Raw genomic sequence first — 24171 nt, 5'->3', positions numbered from 1 at the left:
AGAAAATTGGAGGGGAGATACGCATGAAGAACAGCCGATATACCAATGCCATCATTCAAATGCAGTATGTGTCCCGGTGGAAGGAGTTCTCTCCCAGGTTCAAGGACAATGCGGCCAGCCATAGCTTTCGTTGTGCGGCCTTCGCGATCATGATTGGCTTAATAGAAGAGAAGATCACCGGTCATTCGATAAACAAACTACAGCTAGTCGCTCGCGCATTGCTGCATGACCTTAACGAAACGGTAACCGGCTCAATCAAATATGTGACGAAGAAGGACATACATGTCGCCGACCACATCCGCCACCTGGAGAGCGAGGTCAGCAAAGAAATCGTCTCGCATCTCTCACGCTCTCTCCAGCCGCATTTCTACGACTATATCGTTGATGCGGAGGATGACACCTATGTTGGTCGGCTTGTACAAGCGATTGATTCGTTCGACGCTATGTTGTTCTGCATGAGAGAGTACGAGCTGGACGGCAGCCCTTATTTCACGTCCAAATTCGAACAGCTTCGAACCGAGCTTACTGCCTCCCAATATCCTTCCATCGTCTGGCTCCTGCAGGCGCTAGAGATGGACAAAGGTGTCCGCCAATTTCTCGACCATATTCTTAATCTCGATCTCATCGACCGCTGGGGCGGCAGCTTTAATCTCATCCCGGATAATGACGCAACCCACTCGTTCCGGGTAGCCGCGATGTCTTTGTGGAACGGTCTATTGGAGAAGGAGCGGTTCGGGCAGCAAAACATCGATCTTTATCGTCTGCTAGGCAAATCCATCATGCACGACATCGTCGAAGGGGTCAGCGGCGACGTAGCCTCCCCGATCAAAAAGTCTTCTGCCGTCGTACGCGAAGCGTTCGAGCGATACGAGCAGGAGGTTGCACGCAACATGGTGGAACAGCTCCCTGAATTTTTCCATGAAGAGATGATGGATTTTCTCGTTAACGCCAAGGATGACACGTACGAAGGAGTACTCGTCGATGTAGGGGACAAGCTGGATGCGTTAATTAAAAGCAATCTTGAGATGCGCAACAACCCTCACTATGGGGAGAAGTATTACGGACAACTGATCCATATCCAACATCACTATGAACAGCCGTGCGTTATTTTTTTTCTCGCGTATATCTTGCATGATCTTACGTATGATCATTTCGTCCGCTAGAAGGACAATGACAACTCCCTGCCTCACATCACAAAAAACATCCTTCTCCGGATGATCGAGGAAGGATGTTTGTATTTACCGGATATTATTCTGCGTTCCAGCCGAACGGATATGCCGGCGAGATTTCGAGCGGCAGCTTGCCTTGCGGTTTGAGCTCGCCAAGAAGCACCTTCGCGGCAGACGACAGTGCCAGAGGCCGGCACTCGTATACAGCGATGTATGCCTTCACATCCGGGTACAGGAGAAGGTCAAGCGGATTGCGGACAGACACCGCCACAACCTTTTCCCTCGCGCGCTCTACGACTTGCCTAGCGATGTGTCGCTCCAACATATGTTTGTTTGCATCGTAAGTAACAACGACAATCTGATCGAATTCCTCGAGACCGGCAAGCGGCTCCTCTCCGGTCATGCGGCGCTCGGTCACATGGGCACCTAGCTGAGACAAGAAGTCGCCAAGCGTGCCGTCTCCGGACAACATCTCATCCGCAACAGATACAGGAACGATGTCCGGCCATAATACAAGCGTATTCGCTTCGCGTTTGAACGGCAGCAAGCCATCTTCATTCTTCACTAACGTTACAGATGATTCGCTCCAGCGGCGGGCAACCGCCTTATTGGCTTCCGTACCGATGGCGGCCGACGCTTGCTCCCAAGATACGATTGGTTCCGATAGTTCAAGCTTACTCTTGAGTTGCATAATACGGCGCAGAGCCTCATCAATACGCGATTCGGATAGATCTCCGTTCTCGACAGCGGCGCATACCGCTTCCAGAGCGGCACGCTGCTTCTCGATCGTGTGGCTCACCAGCACCATATCCGCTCCAGCTTTAATCGCTTTAACCGAACCCGCAGCCGGACCGTAGAACTCGTCGATCGCACTCATCTCGAGGCAATCCGTCACAACGACGCCATCGTAACCTAGCTCGTTACGAAGCAGCCCTGTCAACACATTCTCGGATAGTGTACATGGCACTCCACTCGGGTCCAGGGCCGGCAGCACGACATGTGCCGTCATAATACAATCCGTACCCGCTTCGATAGCCGCCTCAAAGGGCTTAAGCTCAATGACATCAAGTCTTGTGCGATCATGAGGCAATACAGGCAATGCATGATGCGAGTCAACCGACGTATCGCCATGTCCCGGGAAATGTTTGACGGTTGCAGCTACACGCGCAGACTGATACCCTTGTACAGCTGCAGCGCCGAGCTCCGACACGAGCTCTGGACGGTCGCTGTAAGAACGAACGTTGATCACAGGATTATCCGGATTATTGTTTACATCAATGCATGGCGCGTAATTAAGCGTAATTCCTAGCGTCCTTAATTCTTCTCCGCATACGGCTGCCGTCTGCCAAGCTGCTTCCGCGGAACCAGTTGCGCCAAGCGCCATGTTGCCAGGCATGAGCGTCACGCCGTCAACCAGCCTTGCCACCATTCCGCCCTCTTGGTCGATCGCGATCAACAGCGGCGGGCGTCCGGCCTGCTTGGCCTTATCTTGAATCTGAACGGATAATCCATGTACCTGCTCGGCGTTCTTGACGTTACGAGTAAAGTAGATGGTACCGCCGATTCCGTATTCTTCGATCAGCTCATTTAATTCCGCGGAAGGCTCATAACCGTGAAATCCGAACACAAACAGCTGTCCGATCTTTTCTTTCAAGCTCCAATTACTCCATTGTTGTTCTCCCATATCAACTATTCCTCTCCAGTTAATTAATTTGATTTCGAACGCTCTATGATTCCGATTCAGGCTCACCAGCCCATCCGGAAACCTCGGCATTCAGGTATTTCCCGCGGAAATCCGTTGGATTCTCACCGGTATATTTCATAAATACTTTCGTAAAATATCTACGCTCTGCGTATCCAACCTCTTTGGCGATTTGGGCAACGCTCTTCTGAGACTCCGCAAGCATCGTCTTGGCTCGCTCCATCCGCTCGCGAGTCACGTATTCGATAAAGGTCTCGCCGAAGGTTTGTTTGAACAGCAGGCTGAAGTAAGACGTACTAAGTCCGACATACGTGGCGGCTTCTTCTACGCTTAGATCTCGATTGAGATTCCGGTCAAGGAACGTACGGGCCTCCAGCATAGAAAGCTCTGACTGCTTTTTCTTATCCATACTCCGCTCCGTTACCGCCTCCGTCACTTGGCGGATAAAGTTCAGCAGATCCTTGATATTAAACCGGCGGTCAAGCTTACGCCACAGCTGCTCCTCCTGCTCCTTCGTAAAGACAGCCATTTCTTTCATCTCACGCATCAAGTGGAGGACAAAAAAGTGGAGCAACGGCTTTACTCGCGAGCCGTTATGTTCATTCAGATGCTGCAGCTGAGTCGCGATATGATCGACTTCTATACCGACCGCCGTCGCATCGCCTCGTTTCACTGCTCCGATGAGACGTTCCGCGGTCACCCAGAACGCCTTGTCTTCCCCTGGATGGCGTTCGCCATCGGATGGATATAACGTAATCGTGTCATGTACAGGTGTCAGCTGCATCCCCAATTGCACTTGTTTATACGCTTCCGACAATTGCTCGACCGTAGCGAATCCGCGGTAGATGCCTGCATTCAGCGACAGCTTAACGTGGTTGTGGACAGCAGACATGAGCATCTGCGCCCAATCCTTCACCCGAGCCTCGTCAAATCCGTCCACCTCGTCAGCAGTCTCGATTAAGACGCACCACTCGCCATCACGCATCTGAATAACGGCATGATGCAGCCCGTTTACCTGAAGCTTCTCGCGAAGTACATTACAAACTGCGAAATTCCACAGCTTACGTTCCTTGTCTGTCCAGTCCCGCCAATCCTTTGTCGACTCCGAGCTCACATCGAGATCGAGTATGATCATCACGAATTGCTGCAGCTTAAGTTGCTGCTCATCGCCGGAGAACAACCAATGACTGCCCGAAAAATCGGTATAGTCCATGATGATGTCATATAGAATCTTCTCGCTTGCAAGATCGATCATACGACCAATCTTCTGTTGCTCCTCGAATAGCTGCTTCTGCTTGCTTCGCTGGTTGGACATAATTCTTGCGATAACGCCTGTGAGCTCGTCATACGGTATCGGCTTCAACACATAGTCGTTAACCCCGTATTGAATGGCTGCTCTCGTATAAGCGAAATCCTGGTAGCCCGATAACATAATAATGTCGCATGGAAGCTCCTTTTCGCGAACTTGGCGAACAAGCTCAAGGCCGTCCATCACCGGCATTCTGATATCGCATAACAATAGCTGGATGGATTGATCAGCCATAATTTGCAGCGCTTCCGCACCGTTCTTGGCAGTACCCGCCACCTTCAAGCCGAGCATTTCCCAGGGAATGACCTTCTCCAAATTACGAGTAATATGGGCTTCGTCATCTACTAACAGCACCTTATCAGTCATTCGCGCTCACCTCTACTCTTAGGAATTATGCATCTGATCATTGTGCCTTCCCCTTCTGTGCTGCAGATCATCATTCCGAAGCCCGGACCGTAATGAATACGGAGCCGATCGGCCACATTGCGAATACCTAATCCTCTGCGTTCCCCTAATTCCGCTTCATCATGGGTTTTCCTTGATGGGTTGTAACCTTCTGCGAGCTGTTGAAGGATATCTCGGCCCATGCCTTTTCCGTTATCGCTTACCATAATGACTAGAGCATGAGGCTCGACCTGTACATCAATCGAAATGAGGCCATAACCGTCCTCGTACCCTTCGAATCCATGTTGAATACTGTTCTCGACCAGCGGCTGCAATGTCAGCTTCAGAATCGTATAATCAAAGGCTTCCTCAGGAACATGCAGCTCATACGCAAACAGATCCTCAAAGCGGTATTTCTGAATCTCGAGATAACTCCTGACATGTTCGACTTCTTGTTTGATGCCGATTTCCTCGGAGTGATGCATACTCGTGCGAAGCAGGTTGCTTAATCGTCTTACCATCAGCATGATCTTAGCGCCTTCGTTCTGGGCGGCGAGCGCATTAATCGACTCTAGCGTATTGAACAAAAAGTGCGGCTTAATCTGTGCTTGCATGAGCATCATCTCTGCATGCTGCTTACGATCCTGTTCTCTTCTTACTTCGCTGAGCAGATTGCCGATTCGCTCTACCATGCTATTAAAGCTGTTGGCGAGCAGCACGGTCTCATCCTTGCCCTGCGCGGATACTCGAATGTCCAGCAGACCTTGCTCCACCAATTTCATCTTGCGAACGACTTTAATAATCGATTTGGCGACTCGATTGACGAAGAATACATTAAACAATACCGCGGATAACAGACCAATGACCGTAATCATCCCGATCCATTGCACGAATCTTACGTTCTCATTCGTCAACGAATTCCACGGCTGTACAGAGAGCAGCACCCAGTCATTAATATCCAGCTTCTGAGAAGATACAAGACTGTCGACACCATCAAACTTCATTCTGGAGCTCTTGTAGTCTTCGGTCAGCTGCGGCATAAATCCCGTATAGTGATCAATGCTTTCGCCATCGTATCGCTTATTGCTGTCCAGCATAATTAGACCGTTGCCATTAATGATGAAATAACGGGAGCCAGAAGATGCTGAATCCGGTTTCTGGAAACCCTTCAGCATGCTGCTGACATCCTCAGTCTTGTATTGCGTTACCATGATTCCAATGTCGTTGAAGGATTGAATATCCTTGACAACGCGGAGCATCGTGAATAATGGCGGATCAACCCCCGTCAGCTCTCGCTGCTCGTGCGGCCCAATCCAGAGCGGCTTTCCTCCAAGCGATATGACTTGGTCGTAGAGCGAATGTTGCTGCAGCTGTCCGAACGTAATCGGCCTAAATGTTGTAGGATCATTACGATTGGATCTGTACATCGTGCCGTCGCTTGAATACATGACTACAAAACTGACGGCGGGATGTTGGAACAGGATGCTGCTAATCTGCTTCTCATCCTGATTGATCCGAATCAACGTGCTGGGATCGTCCATATTAAGGTCCGTTTGGTTTAAAATATCTTGTACTTCCTTACTGACGACATTACCATTCGACAGTTGGTCAAGCTCACGGAAGAAATACGAGATATTTCCTGCGATCGCTTTCATCGTGATCTCCGACTGTTCGCTGTACTTCTTCTCCAGAAGAGTCTCGGAATTAAGAAAGGAGAATATGCCAAGTCCGATCATCGGAATAATAATAAGTGAAATAAAGGCAAGCATCAGCTTCGGTCTCAGATTCATGATGCTCCCCCTATCGTTCCCCCGAGTCGGTCTGGCTGGCGCCTTCCGCTGTTTGACCAAGTGATGTCTCCGTCACAAAAGTCCGATTTGCTTTTTCTTGCGCCTCCTGGATGGACTGCGCTACTTTCTCCGGCGTACTTAAATTACCGATGAGCTTCTGCAGGCCAACGCCAATCTCAGAGGTCACAACCGGCTGCACAATGGCGTCAAAGGCCGGCCACTTGCTCGAGGCTTGCCCCATGACCGTCAATACTTCATTCACAATTGGATCCGTATCGGTCAAATCATTGAATTTCATCGACGGGAGCAATTTATCTTCGTTCATAGCGCGCTTCTGCACTTCTTCATTAAAGTAATTCGCGATAAAAGATTTGACGACCTCGATTTGATCTTCATTCAGATTCGAAGAGAAACCAAATCCGTTAGAGTAAGATGCATTAATCGATTGTTGATCGCCAAGACCTCCAGGAATGGTCGGAAACGAAAAGAATCCGATTTGGCCACGCAAATTCCCTGCTTCCACACTCGTAAAGTGGCTCATATCCCAGGTCCCCGTGAAGACCATTGCAGCTTTGCCTCCCAGCAGCTGCGATCCTTGCTCTGAGTACTCGAATCCAAGAGCTCCCTTAGGGAAATAATCTCGTTCAATCAGCTCGGCATAGGCCTCGAACCCTTGGATAAAGCCGGGATCCGTCCATTTTGTTTCACCGGTAAGCAGTCCACTGAAAGCATCAATGCCCACATAACGAACCATGATTGTATTCCACATCATACCAGTAGCCCATGCGTCCTTCGCTGCTAGACCAAATGGTATGTAACCCGCATTCTTAATGACTTCTGCAGCATCAATTAATTCATTCCACGTATGTGGAATGGACAGCCCTAAATTCTCGAACATTTGTTTGTTGTAGAAGATACCTTCGCTGTATCCTCCATAAGGAACACCATATACCTTGCCGTCAATGGTGAACTCTGACAAACTCTCGAAGCTGTCCGTTAATTTGAGCTCCTGCAGCAGCGGAGTCAAATCCAGCATACGGCCTGCTTTGACATACAGCTTGAGATCCGCTCCTCCGAACACCTCGAATATATCCGGGGGATTGCCTACGGCCATCTCTTGCTTCAGCTTGGTATCGCGGTTCACGATCTCGTCGATCCCCTCGAGTTGGATGGTTGCGCCTTCGTTCTCAGACTCTGTTTGGGCAACAACATCCTCCAGCACGCGCAGACGGGCTTCGCTAGTCTCTTTGATTTGGGTATGTCTAAGGGAAAGCGTAACTTGCTTAAACGTCTGTGTTTGATCTGTATTGTTCTGGTCCTGCGTACAAGCAGAGGTTCCCGTTGCAATGACCAGAAGCGCAGCAATCAGAATATAACTGTTACGCAAGCCTTTCCCTCCCCCAATCCACTGTCACCATGCTCGCTCTGAGGTATTCCATAAAGTCCGCTGCTCCGTTTCTAGCTGTATTCAAGCTTGTCGATTATGTATTGGCGAACAATCCGAACATACCTGTCATTATTATATCCGCTTAGAGGCTAAAGACAGGAGGTCCAAATAACGATAACTCGGGGATACAATTCTATTATTTGTGAAGCTGACGATTAATCCCTCAGCCGTTCCGTCGCTCTTTTGATGGAAGCGTACAATCTACGCCATTCTTCATTCGCTTGCGGAGGCCCGAGATGCAATGGCAATTCCTCGCGTTGCATCCCGCTTGCCTCTATATGCTCGTTCGTTGATTCAGATCGGGTATTCCTTGGTCCCTTCAGACGATCCAACCGATCGATCCGGTGCGGGCTGTTAGACACATTATCATTCGTCAACATTTATCATCCTTTCAACCATACATCCCGCAGCGCAAAGAGCTCCTTCAGCTCATCCGTGCTCATCTCCGTAATCCATTGCTCCGACACGCCAACAACTTGATCGTTGAGCGACTGTTTGCTCTCGATCATCTCGTCAATTTTTTCTTCCAAGGTTCCAAGCGTGATGAATTTATGAACTTGAACCTGGCGTGTTTGACCAATCCGGAACGCGCGATCGGTTGCTTGATTCTCGACGGCAGGATTCCACCAACGGTCGAAATGAAAGACATGATTGGCTGCGGTAAGGTTTAGCCCTGTTCCGCCAGCCTTAAGCGACAGAACAAACGCACCACCGACCGTTTCATCAGACTGGAAGGCGGCGATCATTTCGTCCCGCTTCGCCTTAGGTACGCCACCGTGCAAATACGGAACCTTCACGCCAAGTGTTTGCTCAAGCGTTTCTTTAATTCGCTGGCCCATCTCCACGAATTGCGTAAAGATCAAGCAGCGCTCTCCCTCCGCGGCGATCTCCTCGCACATTTCGATCAGTCTGGCCATCTTGCCCGAACGTTCGGCTTCCCACTTTTCGATCTCCGTCTCATGCAGCAATAATGCAGGATGATCACAAAGCTGTTTAAGCTTAGTTAGTGTCGCCAGTATCAAACCTCGACGCTGCATAGCGTCTAAGGTATCCAGTTTCTCCATTAGCTCGGCAACGAGATTCTCATACAAGGTGCCTTGCTCTGCGGTTAATGTCATATAACTTTTGGTCTCTATTTTGTCTGGAAGCGAGAGCTGGATGGCGGGATCCTTCTTGACCCGGCGCAGCATGAACGGCTTCACCCAACGCTGTAGACCTTGGATCAGCTTCTCGTCCCGCGTCCGTTCGATTGGCGTGACGACCGCCTTGCGGAAATCCGTCATATTGCCCAAATATCCAGGATTAATAAAATCATAGATGGACCATAGCTCCGTTAGCCGATTCTCCATTGGCGTACCGGTCAAGGCGATATTGTGCCGGGCATTCAGACGTCTAATCGCGCTGGATTGTTTGGTATATACATTTTTAATATTTTGCGCCTCGTCCAAACATAAGGAATTCCATTCGATGTTCACGAGATCCTCTTCGTCCAGCTGTGCAAGCGAATACGAGGTAATGACCACATCCGCTTGCATCGCTAGTTGGGTCAATTCCTCGCCATGTCCCCTCTTCCCGCCGTAATGCAGATGCACGTTAAGCGTTGGAGCGAATCTCCGCAGCTCCCGCTCCCAGTTTCCGATTACCGATGTCGGGCATATGAGCAAAGACGGTCCCGCCACGCTGTCTGCATCCGACTTGACGCAACACAAATAGGCGATGAACTGAATCGTTTTGCCGAGACCCATATCGTCTGCCAGCACGCCGCCTAGTCCGAATTGACGCAGAAACAGCAGCCATGATACGCCTTGAAGCTGATACGGACGCAGCTCACCAAGGAATGACGGCGGCAGCTCCGCTTCCGGAATACGAGATACTTGCTGCAGCTGTGTGAGCCAGGCGCCGAGATGCTCATTAAGCTCTACCTCAGCGCGCAAACCATCTTCCCGTTCTTCGTCAAGCGAAAGCTCCGTGCCTCCGCGGAGATGCATCTCCAATATATCGCGGAACGACAGCCCTTTGCGTTTGCCGACACGCTTCAGCCAAGACCTGATTTCCGCTGCATCCTGCGGATCAAGATGCACCCATTGATTGCCGATTCTAACAAGACGCCTGTTCTCTTCGGCCATTTGCATAAATTCGGCTTCTGACAAATCCACGTCTCCAAGAGCGAGCTTCCAGTCGAATTGCACAATCTGATCCAGTCCAAACATTGGTTGAGTTGCCGATCCAACGGACGATTTGAGCTTCGCGCGTACCCTCAGCCTGCGGCTTCGGACGGCTTCCCACCATGCAGGCAATAGGACCGGCGTACCTGATTCCAGCAGTCTGAGACTATCGTGCTCCAGAAAGCCCCATGCCTCTTGTTCGGTCAATTCCATACGCAAATCTATATCATCGCCCATCGACATCGATAACACTTGAGATGGTCGTTCTTCTTCAACAACAGTTTTACTGAGATGCGGCAGCACAGTCGCCCACTTCTGTTCTTCTTTGGCCATCTTGCCAGCAAGCTGCTCCGTCCACTCTGCTGGTAACTCAAAGTATTGTCGTTCCACTTCTCGTCCGCCATCAGGTGACCCATCAGACTTAACCGCCATCCAGCGTCCTGCTTCGAGTTGTTCGATCGTGATCCACTCGCCGCCGCCTTGCGATTGTAGTGCGGGACGCAGTCGCCACCCCTCTGATTCTCTCGGCTCAAGCAACTGCAACGCCACCCGGAATGGGAGCATATCACGTTGCAGGCCTATGGCAATTAGCCATTCTTCTTCATCCGTCCCTTTATGCCGGAGAACGCCGTCGCCCATTGTGGCTCCAATCGCCGTCCAGGCGCTTGACGTATCGCTGTCTGTATGAATCAATTCCTCGATTGCCGCGCCAAGCCATCGCGACACTCCCACATCGCCGTTGGCCTCCGCCTCACGAAGAGACTGGGCCCACTCATCCGCGAGCGCCGCTTCGCTCTCCGGCCATGCTGCCGTCCAGCTGCGCTTAGTTTCGCTCCAATTATGCCAATCCGGCATATACCACCCTTGCAGCAGCATCGTTCGCACCATACCTGCCAATCGCACCAATACGGTAAGCCGATCCGACCATGCCACATCGAGAAGTCGGACAGGCTTCGGCAACGTCAAATAGTCAACTGCAAGAAGTGGTCGCAGGCGAAGAAATCGTTGATTCCCTACCCGATGCTCGTCGATATCCGCACCATACCATGAAGCCTTATGCCACGCGAACAGCAGCGAGCTTAGTCGTCCTTCCGTCAAATCCTTGCGGTCAACGGCGCACAGGAGCAACCCCGGTTGACCATCTTCCTCGCCCCACATGCCATCTATCGTCAAATTGCGTAAATTCGTAGACGTTCTCATTGGCCGACTTTCCCTTTCCACAACTCTTCCTGCAGCGCGCGCAGCCGTTGATATTTGGTATTTAGTCCAGCGAGATAGGCTTCCCATTTCTCCGTCTGCTTCAATGTCTTATAGATTTTCTCCAATTTCTTAATCCCTTTAACCGCAATTCGATAACCTTGTCTGTTACGTGTGGCAATGTTCGATTCCACGGATTGGTGATACAGCGGTAATAACGATTCCGGTGATAACTTGGCGACCTCACGAAGCCCTGCAGCGTCCAGTTCCTCGGCCTTTGCCCCCATCAGCATCTGCAAATCCGCCCAATCCTCGTATCGTTTGACGCTCAGCCAATGCTCGGATAAATCGCTGTACGAGTATGGAAGGAGTTCGATCATGTACGTCGACCAGATAGGTGATTCAGGGCGGTCCTCTTCCGCACGGCGGCATAAGGTCATAAAGGGTCCAATGTTCCGCGCGTTGCGCGCAGCATGCACCTTCTCAAAGAGATAGGACATCCACGCTTCAGCTGCTTCCCAGTTACCCGACTCCATTCGCTGCGCGACACACGGATACATCAGCTTCTGCGTTTTCTCGAACGAACTTAGCTTGAACTGTGCAATAGAGGTGAGATCGTCTCCATCTAAGTAATAGAACATGCCCGCCGCCGCATGCAGGAACGAGGTATCTAGTTCCTCATCCTGTCTCTCCGATGCATCCAGCAGAGCTGAAAGCTCGGCCTCAAACCATTCTCTGCGCCGAGAGAGCACCTGACAGAACGAGAGGTACAGCATCGGCCAATCGAACATCTGGCTTTCCGTTAACATCGCCCATTGTTTCGATCGATCTGCCAGAGCGGATGCTCTCTCCCATTCTTGCTCGCTCATCTGATCAGTGTCTAGCTCGAATAACAGCTCGTAGCCCTGCTCAAGCCAAGGCTCCGCCATTCGCAGGAACGACATCTCGTGATAATAGCGGCTAAAACTGTCTACCGTCATAATCGCGCGCTCCGCCTGCTCCATCGCGAACATAATGGAAGTAAACCAATGCAGCTTCTGCAGCGGCTTCTCCCACTCCCTCGCCAACCCTTTAAGTCCGGATAACACCGGCTGAAGCGCATGCAACGAATGTCGGCATTTGAGATACGAATCGCCGTACTCCGCCTCCATCCACTGGAACCACTCCGCTGTCGTCCCCTCCATGCCGGGATCCGTGGCTCCTATAGGCTTAGGAATATGTACACCATCCGCTTGTGCTGGCTTTGCCAGCCGACTTGCAGGTGCGATACCGAGCAGCCTGAAATAAGTGGCCTCCGCCGCTTCAGCGCTTTGTTGCAGGGCGATGTAATAGAAGTAGACCGCCGCCATGTGCTTACAATATTTGCTGACGGGGCATGTGCATGTGCTGTACCGGATCTGATCTGTATCGATGACGACCGCGTACAGCTCCGTGCCTTGTACGATTCCTGTCAATATATCATCGGTCGTATCCTTCACATTACGGACACGCCCTTCCTTATAATAACTCCAGCCGCGCTTGAAGACGACGCTTCCCATATTCGCCTTCAGCTCTTTCTCCAACCTGTCGCTATCCTTGTCGAATAAGACCATTGCCGTCATTCACCCGCTTTCTGATTCAAAAGCATCTTTCCATTATAACACAAAGAAACGTCATGCCGGCGACATGGAATCGCCGGATGACGTGTTGCAACTTTTACTGACAACTTCATTTCAGATTAGGATAACGGGATATAGACCGTAACGGTTAATTTATCAGGAGAAGCAGCGAATGCAGCTACATGACCTTTGTTTTTCTCCGCAATTGTTTTAACGATTGCCAGGCCAAGCCCTTGATGTCCATCTTGTTTGGTGGAGAATCCCGCTTTGAAGAGTGGTTTATTTGCAAGCTCTTCGGCACTTAGACAGGTATTCGTAATAATGATTTCGAGCGCGTGTTTGTTCTGTGTAACGGATAATTCGATTTCACGCTTGCTCTCGTCATACTTCAACACTTCGTCAAAGGCATTATCAAGCAAATTGCCAAGAACACGGTTGATATCAAGCGTCTTCGCGCCCATCCCCTGCATATCTAGACCATTAAAGCTGCATTCCAGCATGATGTGATAGCTTTCTGCCTGAGAAATCTTGGAGCGGATGAGAGCGGCAATCGCCGGATTACCGATGTTAATATATTCGTTTACAGAACGAATATCCCCGGTCAACTCCTTCGTATATGCAACAAGCTCATTCTGTTTGTTGAGCTCTGCCAGCGCCTGAATGGTCTGAACATGATTAAGAAAATCATGGCGCTGCGATTTGATGGATTGGAACAGGCTGTTGATTTCTTCTGTGTACGTCTCTTGGGCGACTTCGACTGCCTTCTCTCTTGTGTACCGATAGTAACGTAAAGCAAAATATGCAATAAGTAGACTTATAATCGACAAGAATAGAATGATAAGACCCAAATCCAGAAATTGATCATGAAGCTTCTTCTCGATAAATTCGTAATCCGAAACAATCGTCAGCACATAACTGTCTAACTGCTTGCCGAACTCATCCGTTATTTTGATGCCTGCTTCCTTGACATAGACGGGAACGAACAGCTTATAATAATGTTTATTACCGTCCTTATATTGCAGAGATTGTACATTATGGCTCCGATAGGCTTCGCGTACGAGTGTAATATCCTTATCCGATTTGACGGAATAGTTGCCGTATATTAGAGGGCGCTGGACAAGATGCTCCTGCTCTTGTCCGTCCTTGGTTGTCGTCCATACGCCATCGGGAAAGGTTGCGGGATTAATGGCTGCAATCTCTACGATGGATTCGCTCTTATTCTCTAATTCGGCAATAAGCCGTTCTGCTCCCGTTATACGATTGTACTCATCCATATCCGTGAAATTGACGTATGGATCGACAATATAGTTCGTTGAACCGTCATAATAATAACCCCATTTGTAAACTTTATCGATCTGGGTCGTGGATACTTCGTATGGTCCGCTCCAGAAATTCGTCATCGCCTGTCCGAGCCACTCCTCTTTGATGGCTTCTCTTGCGAACAGTTGTTGGAATACCTGGTGCCATGGCGTCCAGCTTTTTGTGCTTCCGCTCTCCATCTTGTCGGATGAGCGATACATGATAATGTCGTCAGCCGTTTTCTTGAGCAGTGTAATATGTGCGATATCGAGTTTGCGACTTAACTCCTGAAGTTGCTCAGTTGTCACTTTCTCCACATCGGGATCTAGCGCATATTGCGCTGCAATTGCCGCTGTTCGAAGTTCTCGTCCAATCTGCTCCTCGAAGCGCTCTGCGCCCAGACGTGATTGTTCGACTGCAATCTCGATCTGTCCCGCCAGCGTGAGCAGCTCTGCGCGATGCCCTTCCTCCAAGGTGGATCTCGTTAGAAAATAATATACTGTGTTGTTTACGAGAATCAGCGTGACGATAACGCCGATTACGATCAGCCAGAGATTGCGTTGCATAACAAGCATCTTGCCCCTTACCTTATTTTTTGAATAATAACCTCAAGGCCCATCTGCGCTCTGATCGTTTCCTATATTTGGGTAACGTTCGGTATACGCGCAGACCTTCCTCAGCCGCATCCTTCGCATCGGCTTCCTTGCCCATCCGCTTATAGATTTCGACTAACCGGTAGTAGGATTCGCAGGATGAAGAATGAATGTCCTGGAATGATCTTAAATACGTTAAAGCGAGCTCTTGGTTATCGCTTGCATACATAGCCGCAAGTCTCAGATACGAAGCTCCGTACTTCACGCGAGGATTGATTTTGAGTGCCCGCAGCATGGCTATCTCCCCTTCGGGAACACGCCCCTCGGCTACTAATGCTCGCCCTAGATCATCCCAATATTCAGCGGATTCTTCAAGAACACGTCCCAGCGGTTCAAGCAATCTAAGCGCCTCTCCGAACTTCCTTTTCTCGATCAGCAGCCTGGCAAGCTCTTGCTTGGCGGATACATCATTAGGCGATGAGACGATGATACTCTTCAGCTTGCGAATCCTTGAATTCCGTTTGAACATCCCCATCAAGCTTGGAGATAAACCGACGAATCTACGATCAATCAGATACAGGATAACAAGGAGGACGATAACGGCCACAATTGGGCTGCCTAATAACCAGGACAACCAAATGAATAAAAATGTGAATTTAAACAGGATTCACACCCCCGAATTCATACACTTATTTTCCGATAAATCTCGTTACATCATACCACATTTTAGGGATTTCTGTTGTGGAAAGTTCATTGGTTTCAAGCTATTCATTTGTATATTCTGGTATCCTCCGTTCCATACTACACATGAATTTACACTTGATTCAGGAGGATGACTGCAAGATGAACAAGGACGATAAGCATCCAGGAACGGTGGGGCGTGAAGACGTCCTCGCGCCTGATGAAACAGAAAGAACACTCACCAACCGGCAAGGGCATCCCATTACAGACAATCAGAACATTCGAACCATCGGAAGCAGAGGACCATCCACACTCGAAAACTATCATTTTATTGAGAAAATATCCCACTTTGACCGAGAGCGGGTTCCCGAGCGCGTCGTGCACGGCAGAGGGGCGGGAGCTCATGGCCACTTTGAGGCATACGGCAAGCTCGGCGACGAGCCGATCGCCAACTATACGCGCGCGAAGCTGTTCCAAGAGGCAGGGAAACGTACACCTGTATTTGTCCGTTTCTCGTCCGTCATCCATGGCGGACATTCGCCCGAGACGCTTCGCGATCCGCGCGGCTTCGCCACCAAATTTTATACGGAGGACGGCAACTGGGATTTGGTCGGCAATAACTTAAAGATCTTTTTCATCCGCGATGCGATGAAGTTTCCGGACATGGTGCATGCCTTCAAGCCGGATCCGGTTACGAATGTTCAAAGCATGAAACGTTTCTTCGACTTTGTCTCCCAAACGCCTGAAGCGACACATATGATCACCTTCCTATTCTCGCCTTGGGGCATTCCTGCCAACTACAGACAAATGCAAGGTTCAGGTGTCAATACATACAAGTGGGTCAACGCAGATGGCAAGGCCGTTCTTGTAAAATACCATTGGGAGCCGCTCAAGCAAGGCATTCGCAACCTGACGCAACAGGAAGCAGAGCAGCTGCAAGCCAAAAACTTCAATCATGCAACGCAGGATCTATATGAGGCGATCGAGCGCGGGGACTATCCCGAGTGGGAGCTGCAGGTCCAATGGATGAGCGATGGAGAACATCCAGAGCTTGACTTCGACCCGTTAGACGATACGAAGCTATGGCCGCCGGAGCAATTCCCGATGCTGCCTGTCGGCAAGATGGTGCTCGACTGCAATCCGCTCAACTACTTCGCAGAGGTGGAGCAAGCAGCGTTCGGAACCGGCGTGCTCGTCGACGGTCTCGACTTCTCGGATGACAAGATGCTGCAGGGCCGGATTTTCTCCTATTCGGATACGCAGCGTTATCGTGTAGGCAGCAATTACTTGCAGCTCCCGATCAATGCGCCCAAAAAACATGTCGCCACGAATCAGCGCGACGGTCAGATGGCGTTCTACGTCGATATCGCGCCAGGACAGAATCCGCATATCAACTATGAGCCTTCTTCACTAGGCGGGCTGACAGAAGCCGATCGCCCTGGCGCTCCCCACGAGCCCGAATACAATGCGAAATTAACCAGGCAGACAATTGAGCGCGAGAATAACTTCGCACAAGCTGGAGATACGTATCGCAAGTTCGAAGTCTGGGAGCGAGACGAGCTTATCTCCAATCTTGTGGATGCGCTCAGTACCTGCACCGATTTCATTCGCGAGACGATGATCGGCTACTTTACCGAAGCAGATGCCGACTATGGCAGAAGAGTTGCCGAAGGTCTGAAGGCGATGAGCAAGAGCAGCGATCATATCGGCACGTTCCCCGCCAATGAAGGCATGGAGTTCGCGGACGAGCTTGGGCAATCAACGGACGGATATTGACGAGAACAGCTGATTCTGTGATCAGTTAGTTTAGGAGCCGCTCGGATCATGGATCCGTTCGGCTCCTAAACATGCTGTCGCAATCTTTCGTTTCCTTGCCGGGATACGGATAAGTATCGTCGTGCCGATGCCCAAGCGGCTGAAGAAGGATACGCCATATTGCTCTCCATATTGCAGCTGAATACGTTGATGGATGTTGCGTATGCCAATTCCCGTCTCTCCATCCGCCTTCATCGAAACAATCTCCGCCAATCGTTCATGAGTAACGCCCATCCCGTCATCTACGATCCGGTATACGATGTCATCCTGTTCAAGCGATACGGCAATCCGGATAGCGATTCGGTCGCCGCTCCAAGCGTGTTTAAGCGCATTTTCCACAAAGGGCTGCACGATCAATTTCATCGTCTCATAAGGCCAGACAGCCGTATCAACATCGATCATGACTTCTAGTCGCGTACTGTATTTCACTTTCTGAATGTCAATATACGCCTCCGTCTGTTCGATCTCAGAGGCAACCGGAATTAACGACTTGCCTGAATTGAGTGTGAGCCGATAAAATTTGCCTAACTGGACGACCATCCGCTGCAGCTTGTCGTTCTCGCCGAACTTGGCCAGGCGATTAATCGACGATAATGTGTTGTACAGAAAGTGGGGATTGATTTGCGTCTGCAGCATCTCGAGCTCCGCTTCCTTCTTCTGTAGTTGAGTTAAATACACCTTGTTGATCAGCGCCTCTATGTCCTCTCCCATTTCATTAAGCGCCGTTGCAATCTGCGAGAATTCATCTTGCCCTTTATAAGAGATTCGCTTGTGGAGATCTCCTTCGCGGAACGCATGAAGGACCGACACAAACTTTCCGATCCGTTTGGAGAAATATCGAGAGATAAATACACCTGCAAATGTGAAAAGAACGAAACAAATCACACAAATTCCAATGATATAGGCACGAACCCGCTCGGCCTCCCGTTCGATAATCGTAAGCGGCACTAGTGCCTCAATCGACCAGTTCTGCTGGAGCATCTGTTCGTTTATTCTGATGTATGCACCCTCGTCCTCTGTCTTCTCTGATGCATATGAGCTGGAGTCGCTTGTGGAGGATGCCTCGAACGGAAGATGATCCATCCGTTCGCCCGAATCATAGATGATATGGCCATCGGCATCCTTAACCGCGATGTAACTCCCTTCGCCTAGCTTCGATTCTACAACACTCTCGAACAGCTCCGACTTGGGGACGCTGAAGCGCATCATACCCACTTCCTTCACCTCAAGCAGGTCACTCATATCTACGATCCGACGTATCATCGAAATTCGATTATCACGAAAATCATCCTCGACCTGCCCCCAACTCATGGTCTCCCGATACACCTCTTTCGGAAAAGTCTTGTACCACGTCTGATGGGCGATTCGATCAAGATGATAAATATCGAATGTCTGCTCGTTATAGTCCTCCAACCCGATCCGATTCTCATAACGTTCGTTAATCGATTGATTGTGCACATACACGGTCAACCTTAATTGAATCCCGATCGACTTAGCCGCAATATCAAGCTTTGGCAGTATAATATTGGTCATCCGTGTGTAGTTCTCTGATCCCGTCAAATCCGCCTTTAACTGCTGAACAAACGTATAATCATCATATAAAGTGCCGGATATTCGAAGCATGTCCCCAGTCTTGTAGGCGATGTTGTCACGGATCTGGACAACCGTCGCTTGAATGTTCGACCTCGTCTGCTTCCTCATCGAGGCTTCGTACATGGAATGCGAAACATACCCGTTGATGGTCACCAGGAAAATAATAAAAATAAGATACGATAACATCAGCTTGTAGCCAATAGGCAAATACCGGGTTCGCAGCTCTCGCCGCCGTTCGAGTCGATTCACAGGATGTTCTTCCTGTATTCCATCGGTGTCATACCGAATTTCTCTTTGAATTGTCTGCTGAAGTAAGGCAAATAGCGGTAGCCAACCTGATCGGACACTTCATATATTTTCAGCTTTGGCTGCTTGAGAAGCTCGCAGGCTCTTTCCATCCGCAGCTGGACGAGCAGCTCGTTAAAGGTCTGTCCAGACTTCTCCTTAATAAGGAAACCAAGATAACTTGGCGAGAAGGAGAAATGCAGCGCAATATCCTTCAGCGTAATATTTTCCCCCATCCGCTCCTTCATCGTCGCCATCACATTTCGAATGAACCTGCCATCCTTCGACGAAGCCTTCTCATGAAGCCGTTCAGACAATTCATACAGCCGGCGAATTAGCCAAGCACGGATGTCCGTAATCGTATCCATTTGCATCAGAATATCGAGATTGTTCAACTCGATGCCTAATAGCTCAAACAGATTTTCGTTGCGAGCATTCAAGTAGTTGTCCAGCTTCCAGATGATGTACCCGCTTACGTTCTGAACTGTGCACTTCGAACGAAGGGAAGCGATCGACCGAAACAGATTGTCACATTCATCATGAAGAAGCACAAGATTATAATCCGACATCGCCTGCAGCAGAGCCGCCATTCGGATATCCAGCTCCCTGGCATCCATCATCTCCGGCTTCGACTGCGCTTCCTCAAACTTAATTGTAATCCCCTTGCCAAGAAACATCTTGCCCTCAACCGCTTCAACTGCCTGCTTGTAAGACAGAGCCAGACCTTCTGCTCCATCCACCGCTGTGCCTAATCCTGTAGTAATGCTCAAATTCAAACCCTTGCTGGCAACAAGCTGCAGCTGCTTGAGCTCTTCTCCCAGCCTTTGCTCCTCCACAATCAATGCGATCCGTTTGGCGTCCATGCGGCAATAGGGAATATGCGAGCCTATTGCGCCTATCCCGTCATGCAGCTGCCGCACGAACATACGGGACATCTCCAGCAGTGTGCTATCACTTCCAAGCGCTCCGCCTGCATCAAGCTCCATCACCGCAACGCGAGCCGGCCACTTTAGCTGCTCCAAATCCTGTGAGACCGGCAGCTTGCCGCCATATTCCTTTAGACTCGCCGCTTCTCCCTCGAACAACCGGATCAGCAAATCGCTTTTGGCGATCGGGATGAGATGTTTGTACGCTTCCTCCACTTCCCGCATCTTCCGTTCATCATCCAAATCACGTTTGACCTTCATCAGAGAAGCAACCAGCTCGCTATCGTCCATAGGCTTCAGCACATAGCTATAAGCTTTGAGCGACAACGCTTGCTGCACATAACTAAATTCCTGATAACCGCTGACAAAGATAATTCGTATATTAGGCCTGCGCTGCAAGGCAATCCTAGCCAGCTCTAAGCCAGACATGTATGGCATATTGACGTCGCTAACCAATATATCGATCTCCTGCGTCTCCAGCAATTCGCAGGCCGACAACGCATTATTAACGCCGCCCTTCACGACCATATCAAGCTCTGACCACGGAATAAATTGTTTCATTCCTTCCAAATCCAGCTCCTCGTCATCAACCAGCAGTACATTGTACATGACAACATTACCCTCCGCTCTATTCCTGCCGTCATCATCAAAGATTAAGCTTCTGAATATTTTCTTGCCATCTCCCTGTGATGTAATCCAAATAAGATTCGAAGCCAACCTGCATAGACGCCTCATGTGCCTGATCCAGCATGTTCAGCACCTCCTCGTCGGATTGACCGAACATTGTAGCTGCCCGAGTATGCAGCCAGATTTCTTTGAGCTTCAAATAAATTTTCCCTTCCGGCGAGAATGCTGGAGGAATAATCTTGATGAAGGGTGTAGCGTCACCTTGTGAATCCCATGTTATATGTTGCTGCCAATATGTCGCCCAGCTCCGCTTCTCTTCAGGCAGCGTCGCCTCGTATTCGCTTTTGATCTTATCCAGATATACCGTATTGCCTACCCAAATCATATCGCCGGAGATGGCTTGTATTTCTGCAAGCCCTCTCGGATCCAAGCTGTATTTGTCTGTAAATGCCGGTGTCATGCCATCCGCCTTGAATCCATTCCAATAGCCGTCTTCGCCAGGAGGACCCCACATTTGCACAGCAGAGCCTTCCGGGCCTGTCATCCAATCAAGCAAGGCGAACACGGCTTCGGGATTAGCAGCGCTCGTCGTGATGGCGGTTGCATTCCAGCCTAGCAGGTTGTAGGTTCCCGGATAGATTCGTGTTGGATCAAGCCCTTTTTTGTAGATCGGGTTAATAAAGAAATAACCATTCTGTTCATCCTGCTTCGACAGCTCGGCATCCGCAGTCATGACCATTCGCATCGGATCGGCGCTTGCGTATATCGCGACTTTGCCCGCCATCAGCTTCTCGCTCACCTGGAATTCTGTTTGCTGCAAAGCATCCTGTGTCATGAGTCCTTCCCGCATCAGCTTTGCTACGAACTGTACGGATTCGCGAAAACCCGGATCCTTATAGATCGAACTCATCCGCTCACCCTCTGTCACGGCAAAGTACCGAGTAAAGCTGAAGTTGTCTTCCTTGAATGCAGAGAAAAGCTGATCGATACCATGTCCCTCGGTCGCCAGCCCCGTTTCGAACGGAACAACATCAGGATAGCTTTTTTTGACCATAGTCAAATAGCGATACAGGTCATCCGTCGTCTCCAGCTTAGGTGAGCCCAACTCGTTATATATTCGTTTGTTCACCACGTAACCAGCGTTGCCATAGGGCTTGTTCGTATAATAGTTGGGAAAGTAATAGATATGACCATCCTCTGAGCGTAGCATCTTCAATATTTTCGGGTCTGCCCACTTCTTCAGATTCGGGTACTTGTCAATATAATCATCCAGCGGGACTAGCAGCCCAGCTTCTCTTAGACGATCCAGATCGGAATCCCGATCTCCCCATACCATATCTGGCAGAACACCGCCTGCCACCAGCTTCTGCAGCATCAGCTTGCCATTCCCCTCTGCACTGATGCCTCTGATGTGAACATTCAGCTCATCCCGGATCCATCTGGAGGACGGATCTCCCCCCCAGGCCGGCATTGTATAATACCCATAATGACCGTAAAAGGTTAGATGCAGCGGTTCTTTGCCCAGCTCAAACAGCTCTCCGTTTTCTTCGAACGGTTTAAACGCCAACGGTTTGCTGCTCTCTTCGACCACAATAGCAAAGTTGTTGCTTGCTCCTCCGCTGCATCCAGACAACATCCATGCAAGTATTACGATTCCGCTCAATCGCAGAATGCCATTACCTTTCGTTCGCACAGGAATCCCTCTTCCTTCCAGATTAACCCAATACATAATGAACTAATAATACCAGAAAATACATGATAGAATAAGATGCTTTTTCACAAACGCGCAGGATCCCAAGGAGCATTGCTCCTTGGGAATTTGTGGTAAACGTTTATTCACCTTTCATACGTTTTACATTTTCCTGCCATTTCACTGTGCGCCATTTCAGGAGCTTGTCATATCCAATTGCCATCATATCGGCATTGCCTTTATCGAGTATTTTATCGACTTCCTCGTCACTCTTCGCATTGACGGAATTTGCATAAACTTCGAGGAATAACTCGTCAACGGATGTCCTGATGATACCCTCTTCAGATTCTGGACTAGGATTAAGATTAATAAATTCAGTCGCATTCGCTTGCGACGGCCATGTGATCGTCATCTGGTATTTCGTACGCCAATCCTGCTCTTCAAATGGCAATTTCTCCATATATTTGTATTTCGCAGGATCGATGTAACTCGTATTGCCTACTAGCATAAGCGGTTCATTTTCAGACTGGATTTCTTGTATCTTCTTTTGGTCGTACGCATCCGTAAAGATCGGCTGACCCTCGGCATCAAATCCATCCCAATACAAACCTTCTGGTCCAAAGAATTGGAGGTTCATCCCCTCAGGTCCTGTGTACCAATCAAGGAATGCAAAGATCGCTTCCGGATCCTTCGCTGCTGTCGTAATATAGGCTGCGTTCCAGCCAAAGCTTGTGTATGTTCCTGGGAAAATTTTATTCGGGTCAAGCCCAGGCTTATGAATCGGCTTGATCATGAAGTAACCAGCGTTCGGATCTTCCTTCACCAATTCGGCATGCGCATCGCCAGCAAACGTTGTCGGGCTTGAGCCGGCGAATACGGCTACCCTGCCGGTCATTACCTTCTCCTTGACCTGATCTTCGGTTTGATTGAAGGCATCCTGCGAAATCAGCTTTTCACGGAATAACTTCGCTATATACTTCTGTGCTTCACGGAATACTGGATCCTCAAAAATGGAGACCATCTTGTCGCCTTGCGGTACACCAAGCACATTACGGTTCAAGAACGAATAAAGCGCACCTTCACCGAATGCTGTATAGAGAACACCAAGTCCTTGCGAATCCTGAGCGCGGTGGGGCTCGAACGGAATAATCGAATCTCCATGCTTTTCTTTGACCTTGACCAAATACGCGTAGAGATCATCGGTTGTCTCAAGCGGCGGTGAACCAAGCTCCTCATAGATCTTCTTGTTCACAACATATCCAGCATTGCCGAACGGTCTTGCGGAATACCAGTTCGGGAACATATACAGCTTGCCATCATCGTGGCGAAGAAGATTAAGATCTTCACCCATCCACGTTTTCAGGTTCGGATATTTATCCAAATAATCATCGAAGGCAACTAACTTGCCTGCTTCACGCAGCCTCTCGAGATCGGGATGATTGCGATCTGTCCAGATCAGGTCAGGCAAGTCGTCTGCCGCGATCAGAGAAGCCAGCTTCTGTGTATGAGCAGAGCCTGCTTTGACCATCTCCAGATTCACTTGCTTGTTCTCGCTTAACCACTTTCCGACAGGCGTACCTGTCCATTCTGGAAAATCCGAATTTGGATAATGCGAGTATGCGGAGAACGTAAGCGGCTTCTCGCCTAGTACCCACTTACTCGAATCAGCGCCCTCCTTGCCAGCATTGTTGTTTTCACCTTTTGCATTCGTTCCGGCGTTTGATGTCGGCTTGACGTTATTATTGCCGTTGTTGCTGCCGCTGCAGCCTGCCAGAACGGTCGTCAGCACCAGTATAGCTGCCGTAGACGTCATCAATGTCTTTTTTGTCATCTTCATCGTTCGTTTGTACCCCTCTCTACCGAGAATTATATGTCCAAAGCGGGATACCCCGCCCCAAACC

The 24171-nt window shown here is 49.7% G+C and carries 14 protein-coding genes and 1 pseudogene; 2 read left to right on the top strand and 13 right to left on the bottom strand.

Annotated elements, in window-relative coordinates:
* Positions 1 to 23: 23 nt before the first annotated feature.
* Complete coding sequence (locus tag ACX1C1_RS15395) at positions 24 to 1163, top strand: YfbR-like 5'-deoxynucleotidase (RefSeq protein WP_458953053.1); 1140 nt, start codon at positions 24 to 26, stop codon at positions 1161 to 1163.
* Positions 1164 to 1248: 85 nt separating this feature from the next.
* Here ACX1C1_RS15395 and nagZ read toward each other — a convergent pair whose 3' ends face one another.
* From nagZ to ACX1C1_RS15350, 9 genes are all read right to left on the bottom strand, one after another.
* The gene (gene nagZ / locus ACX1C1_RS15390) at positions 1249 to 2853 is read right to left on the bottom strand and encodes a beta-N-acetylhexosaminidase (protein ID WP_458953052.1); all 1605 of its coding nucleotides are present in this window, start codon (positions 2851 to 2853) and stop codon (positions 1249 to 1251) included.
* A 43-nt stretch (positions 2854 to 2896) separates the two neighbouring features.
* Positions 2897 to 4546 (bottom strand): response regulator transcription factor, encoded by a 1650-nt coding sequence (locus ACX1C1_RS15385; RefSeq protein ID WP_458953051.1) that lies wholly within the window; start codon positions 4544 to 4546, stop codon positions 2897 to 2899.
* Positions 4543 to 6354, bottom strand: a complete 1812-nt coding sequence (locus ACX1C1_RS15380) for a cache domain-containing sensor histidine kinase (RefSeq protein WP_458953050.1) — start codon at positions 6352 to 6354, stop codon at positions 4543 to 4545. The genes ACX1C1_RS15385 and ACX1C1_RS15380 overlap by 4 nt, the downstream gene beginning before the upstream one ends.
* A gap of 10 nt (positions 6355 to 6364) precedes the next feature.
* Entirely contained in the window at positions 6365 to 7741 is a 1377-nt protein-coding gene (locus ACX1C1_RS15375) for an ABC transporter substrate-binding protein (protein WP_458953049.1), read from the bottom strand.
* A 215-nt stretch (positions 7742 to 7956) separates the two neighbouring features.
* Positions 7957 to 8181 carry a hypothetical protein gene (locus ACX1C1_RS15370; protein ID WP_458953048.1) on the bottom strand — a complete coding sequence of 75 codons (225 nt, stop codon included), beginning with the start codon at positions 8179 to 8181 and terminating at the stop codon, positions 7957 to 7959.
* Positions 8182 to 8184: 3 nt separating this feature from the next.
* The gene (locus ACX1C1_RS15365) at positions 8185 to 11166 is read right to left on the bottom strand and encodes a DEAD/DEAH box helicase (RefSeq protein WP_458953047.1); all 2982 of its coding nucleotides are present in this window, start codon (positions 11164 to 11166) and stop codon (positions 8185 to 8187) included.
* Positions 11163 to 12764, bottom strand: coding sequence for an SWIM zinc finger family protein (locus ACX1C1_RS15360; RefSeq protein WP_458953046.1), 1602 nt, complete (start codon positions 12762 to 12764; stop codon positions 11163 to 11165). The genes ACX1C1_RS15365 and ACX1C1_RS15360 overlap by 4 nt, the downstream gene beginning before the upstream one ends.
* Positions 12765 to 12880: 116 nt before the next feature.
* Positions 12881 to 14626, bottom strand: coding sequence for a sensor histidine kinase (locus ACX1C1_RS15355; RefSeq protein WP_458953045.1), 1746 nt, complete (start codon positions 14624 to 14626; stop codon positions 12881 to 12883).
* A gap of 22 nt (positions 14627 to 14648) precedes the next feature.
* Positions 14649 to 15260, bottom strand: a complete 612-nt coding sequence (locus ACX1C1_RS15350) for a tetratricopeptide repeat protein (RefSeq protein ID WP_458953044.1) — start codon at positions 15258 to 15260, stop codon at positions 14649 to 14651.
* Between the two features lie 293 nt (positions 15261 to 15553).
* Between ACX1C1_RS15350 and ACX1C1_RS15345 the strand changes: the two are divergent.
* Positions 15554 to 17110: pseudogene (locus ACX1C1_RS15345) on the top strand (catalase); the annotation flags it as partial.
* Positions 17111 to 17140: 30 nt separating this feature from the next.
* Here ACX1C1_RS15345 and ACX1C1_RS15340 read toward each other — a convergent pair.
* The 4 genes from ACX1C1_RS15340 to ACX1C1_RS15325 form a co-directional block, all read right to left on the bottom strand.
* A complete protein-coding gene (locus ACX1C1_RS15340; protein ID WP_458953043.1) occupies positions 17141 to 18991 on the bottom strand; it encodes a cache domain-containing sensor histidine kinase in 1851 nt (616 codons plus the stop codon).
* Complete coding sequence (locus ACX1C1_RS15335; RefSeq protein WP_458953042.1) at positions 18988 to 20562, bottom strand: response regulator; 1575 nt, start codon at positions 20560 to 20562, stop codon at positions 18988 to 18990. The genes ACX1C1_RS15340 and ACX1C1_RS15335 overlap by 4 nt, the downstream gene beginning before the upstream one ends.
* A 37-nt stretch (positions 20563 to 20599) precedes the next feature.
* On the bottom strand, positions 20600 to 22273 hold the full coding sequence (locus ACX1C1_RS15330; RefSeq protein ID WP_458953041.1) for an extracellular solute-binding protein: 1674 nt from the start codon (positions 22271 to 22273) through the stop codon (positions 20600 to 20602).
* Between the two features lie 139 nt (positions 22274 to 22412).
* Positions 22413 to 24107, bottom strand: a complete 1695-nt coding sequence (locus tag ACX1C1_RS15325) for an extracellular solute-binding protein (protein ID WP_458953040.1) — start codon at positions 24105 to 24107, stop codon at positions 22413 to 22415.
* Between the last annotated feature and the right edge of the window lie 64 nt (positions 24108 to 24171).

The sequence above is a fragment of the Paenibacillus sp. strain BS8-2 genome (assembly GCF_054483835.1).
The sequence above is the reverse complement of the archived record's forward strand: the minus strand, read 5'-3'. Positions and strand labels throughout refer to the sequence as shown.

Coding starts and splice junctions, on each gene's coding strand:
- nagZ (WP_458953052.1), bottom strand. CDS start 2,853: ATGGGAGAACAACAATGGAGTAATTGGAGCTTGAAAGAAAAGATCGGA.
- ACX1C1_RS15395 (WP_458953053.1), top strand. CDS start 24: ATGAAGAACAGCCGATATACCAATGCCATCATTCAAATGCAGTATGTG.
- ACX1C1_RS15365 (WP_458953047.1), bottom strand. CDS start 11,166: ATGAGAACGTCTACGAATTTACGCAATTTGACGATAGATGGCATGTGG.
- ACX1C1_RS15355 (WP_458953045.1), bottom strand. CDS start 14,626: ATGCAACGCAATCTCTGGCTGATCGTAATCGGCGTTATCGTCACGCTG.
- ACX1C1_RS15335 (WP_458953042.1), bottom strand. CDS start 20,562: ATGTACAATGTACTGCTGGTTGATGACGAGGAGCTGGATTTGGAAGGA.
- ACX1C1_RS15325 (WP_458953040.1), bottom strand. CDS start 24,107: ATGAAGATGACAAAAAAGACATTGATGACGTCTACGGCAGCTATACTG.
- ACX1C1_RS15385 (WP_458953051.1), bottom strand. CDS start 4,546: ATGACTGATAAGGTGCTGTTAGTAGATGACGAAGCCCATATTACTCGT.
- ACX1C1_RS15380 (WP_458953050.1), bottom strand. CDS start 6,354: ATGAATCTGAGACCGAAGCTGATGCTTGCCTTTATTTCACTTATTATT.
- ACX1C1_RS15370 (WP_458953048.1), bottom strand. CDS start 8,181: ATGTTGACGAATGATAATGTGTCTAACAGCCCGCACCGGATCGATCGG.
- ACX1C1_RS15360 (WP_458953046.1), bottom strand. CDS start 12,764: ATGACGGCAATGGTCTTATTCGACAAGGATAGCGACAGGTTGGAGAAA.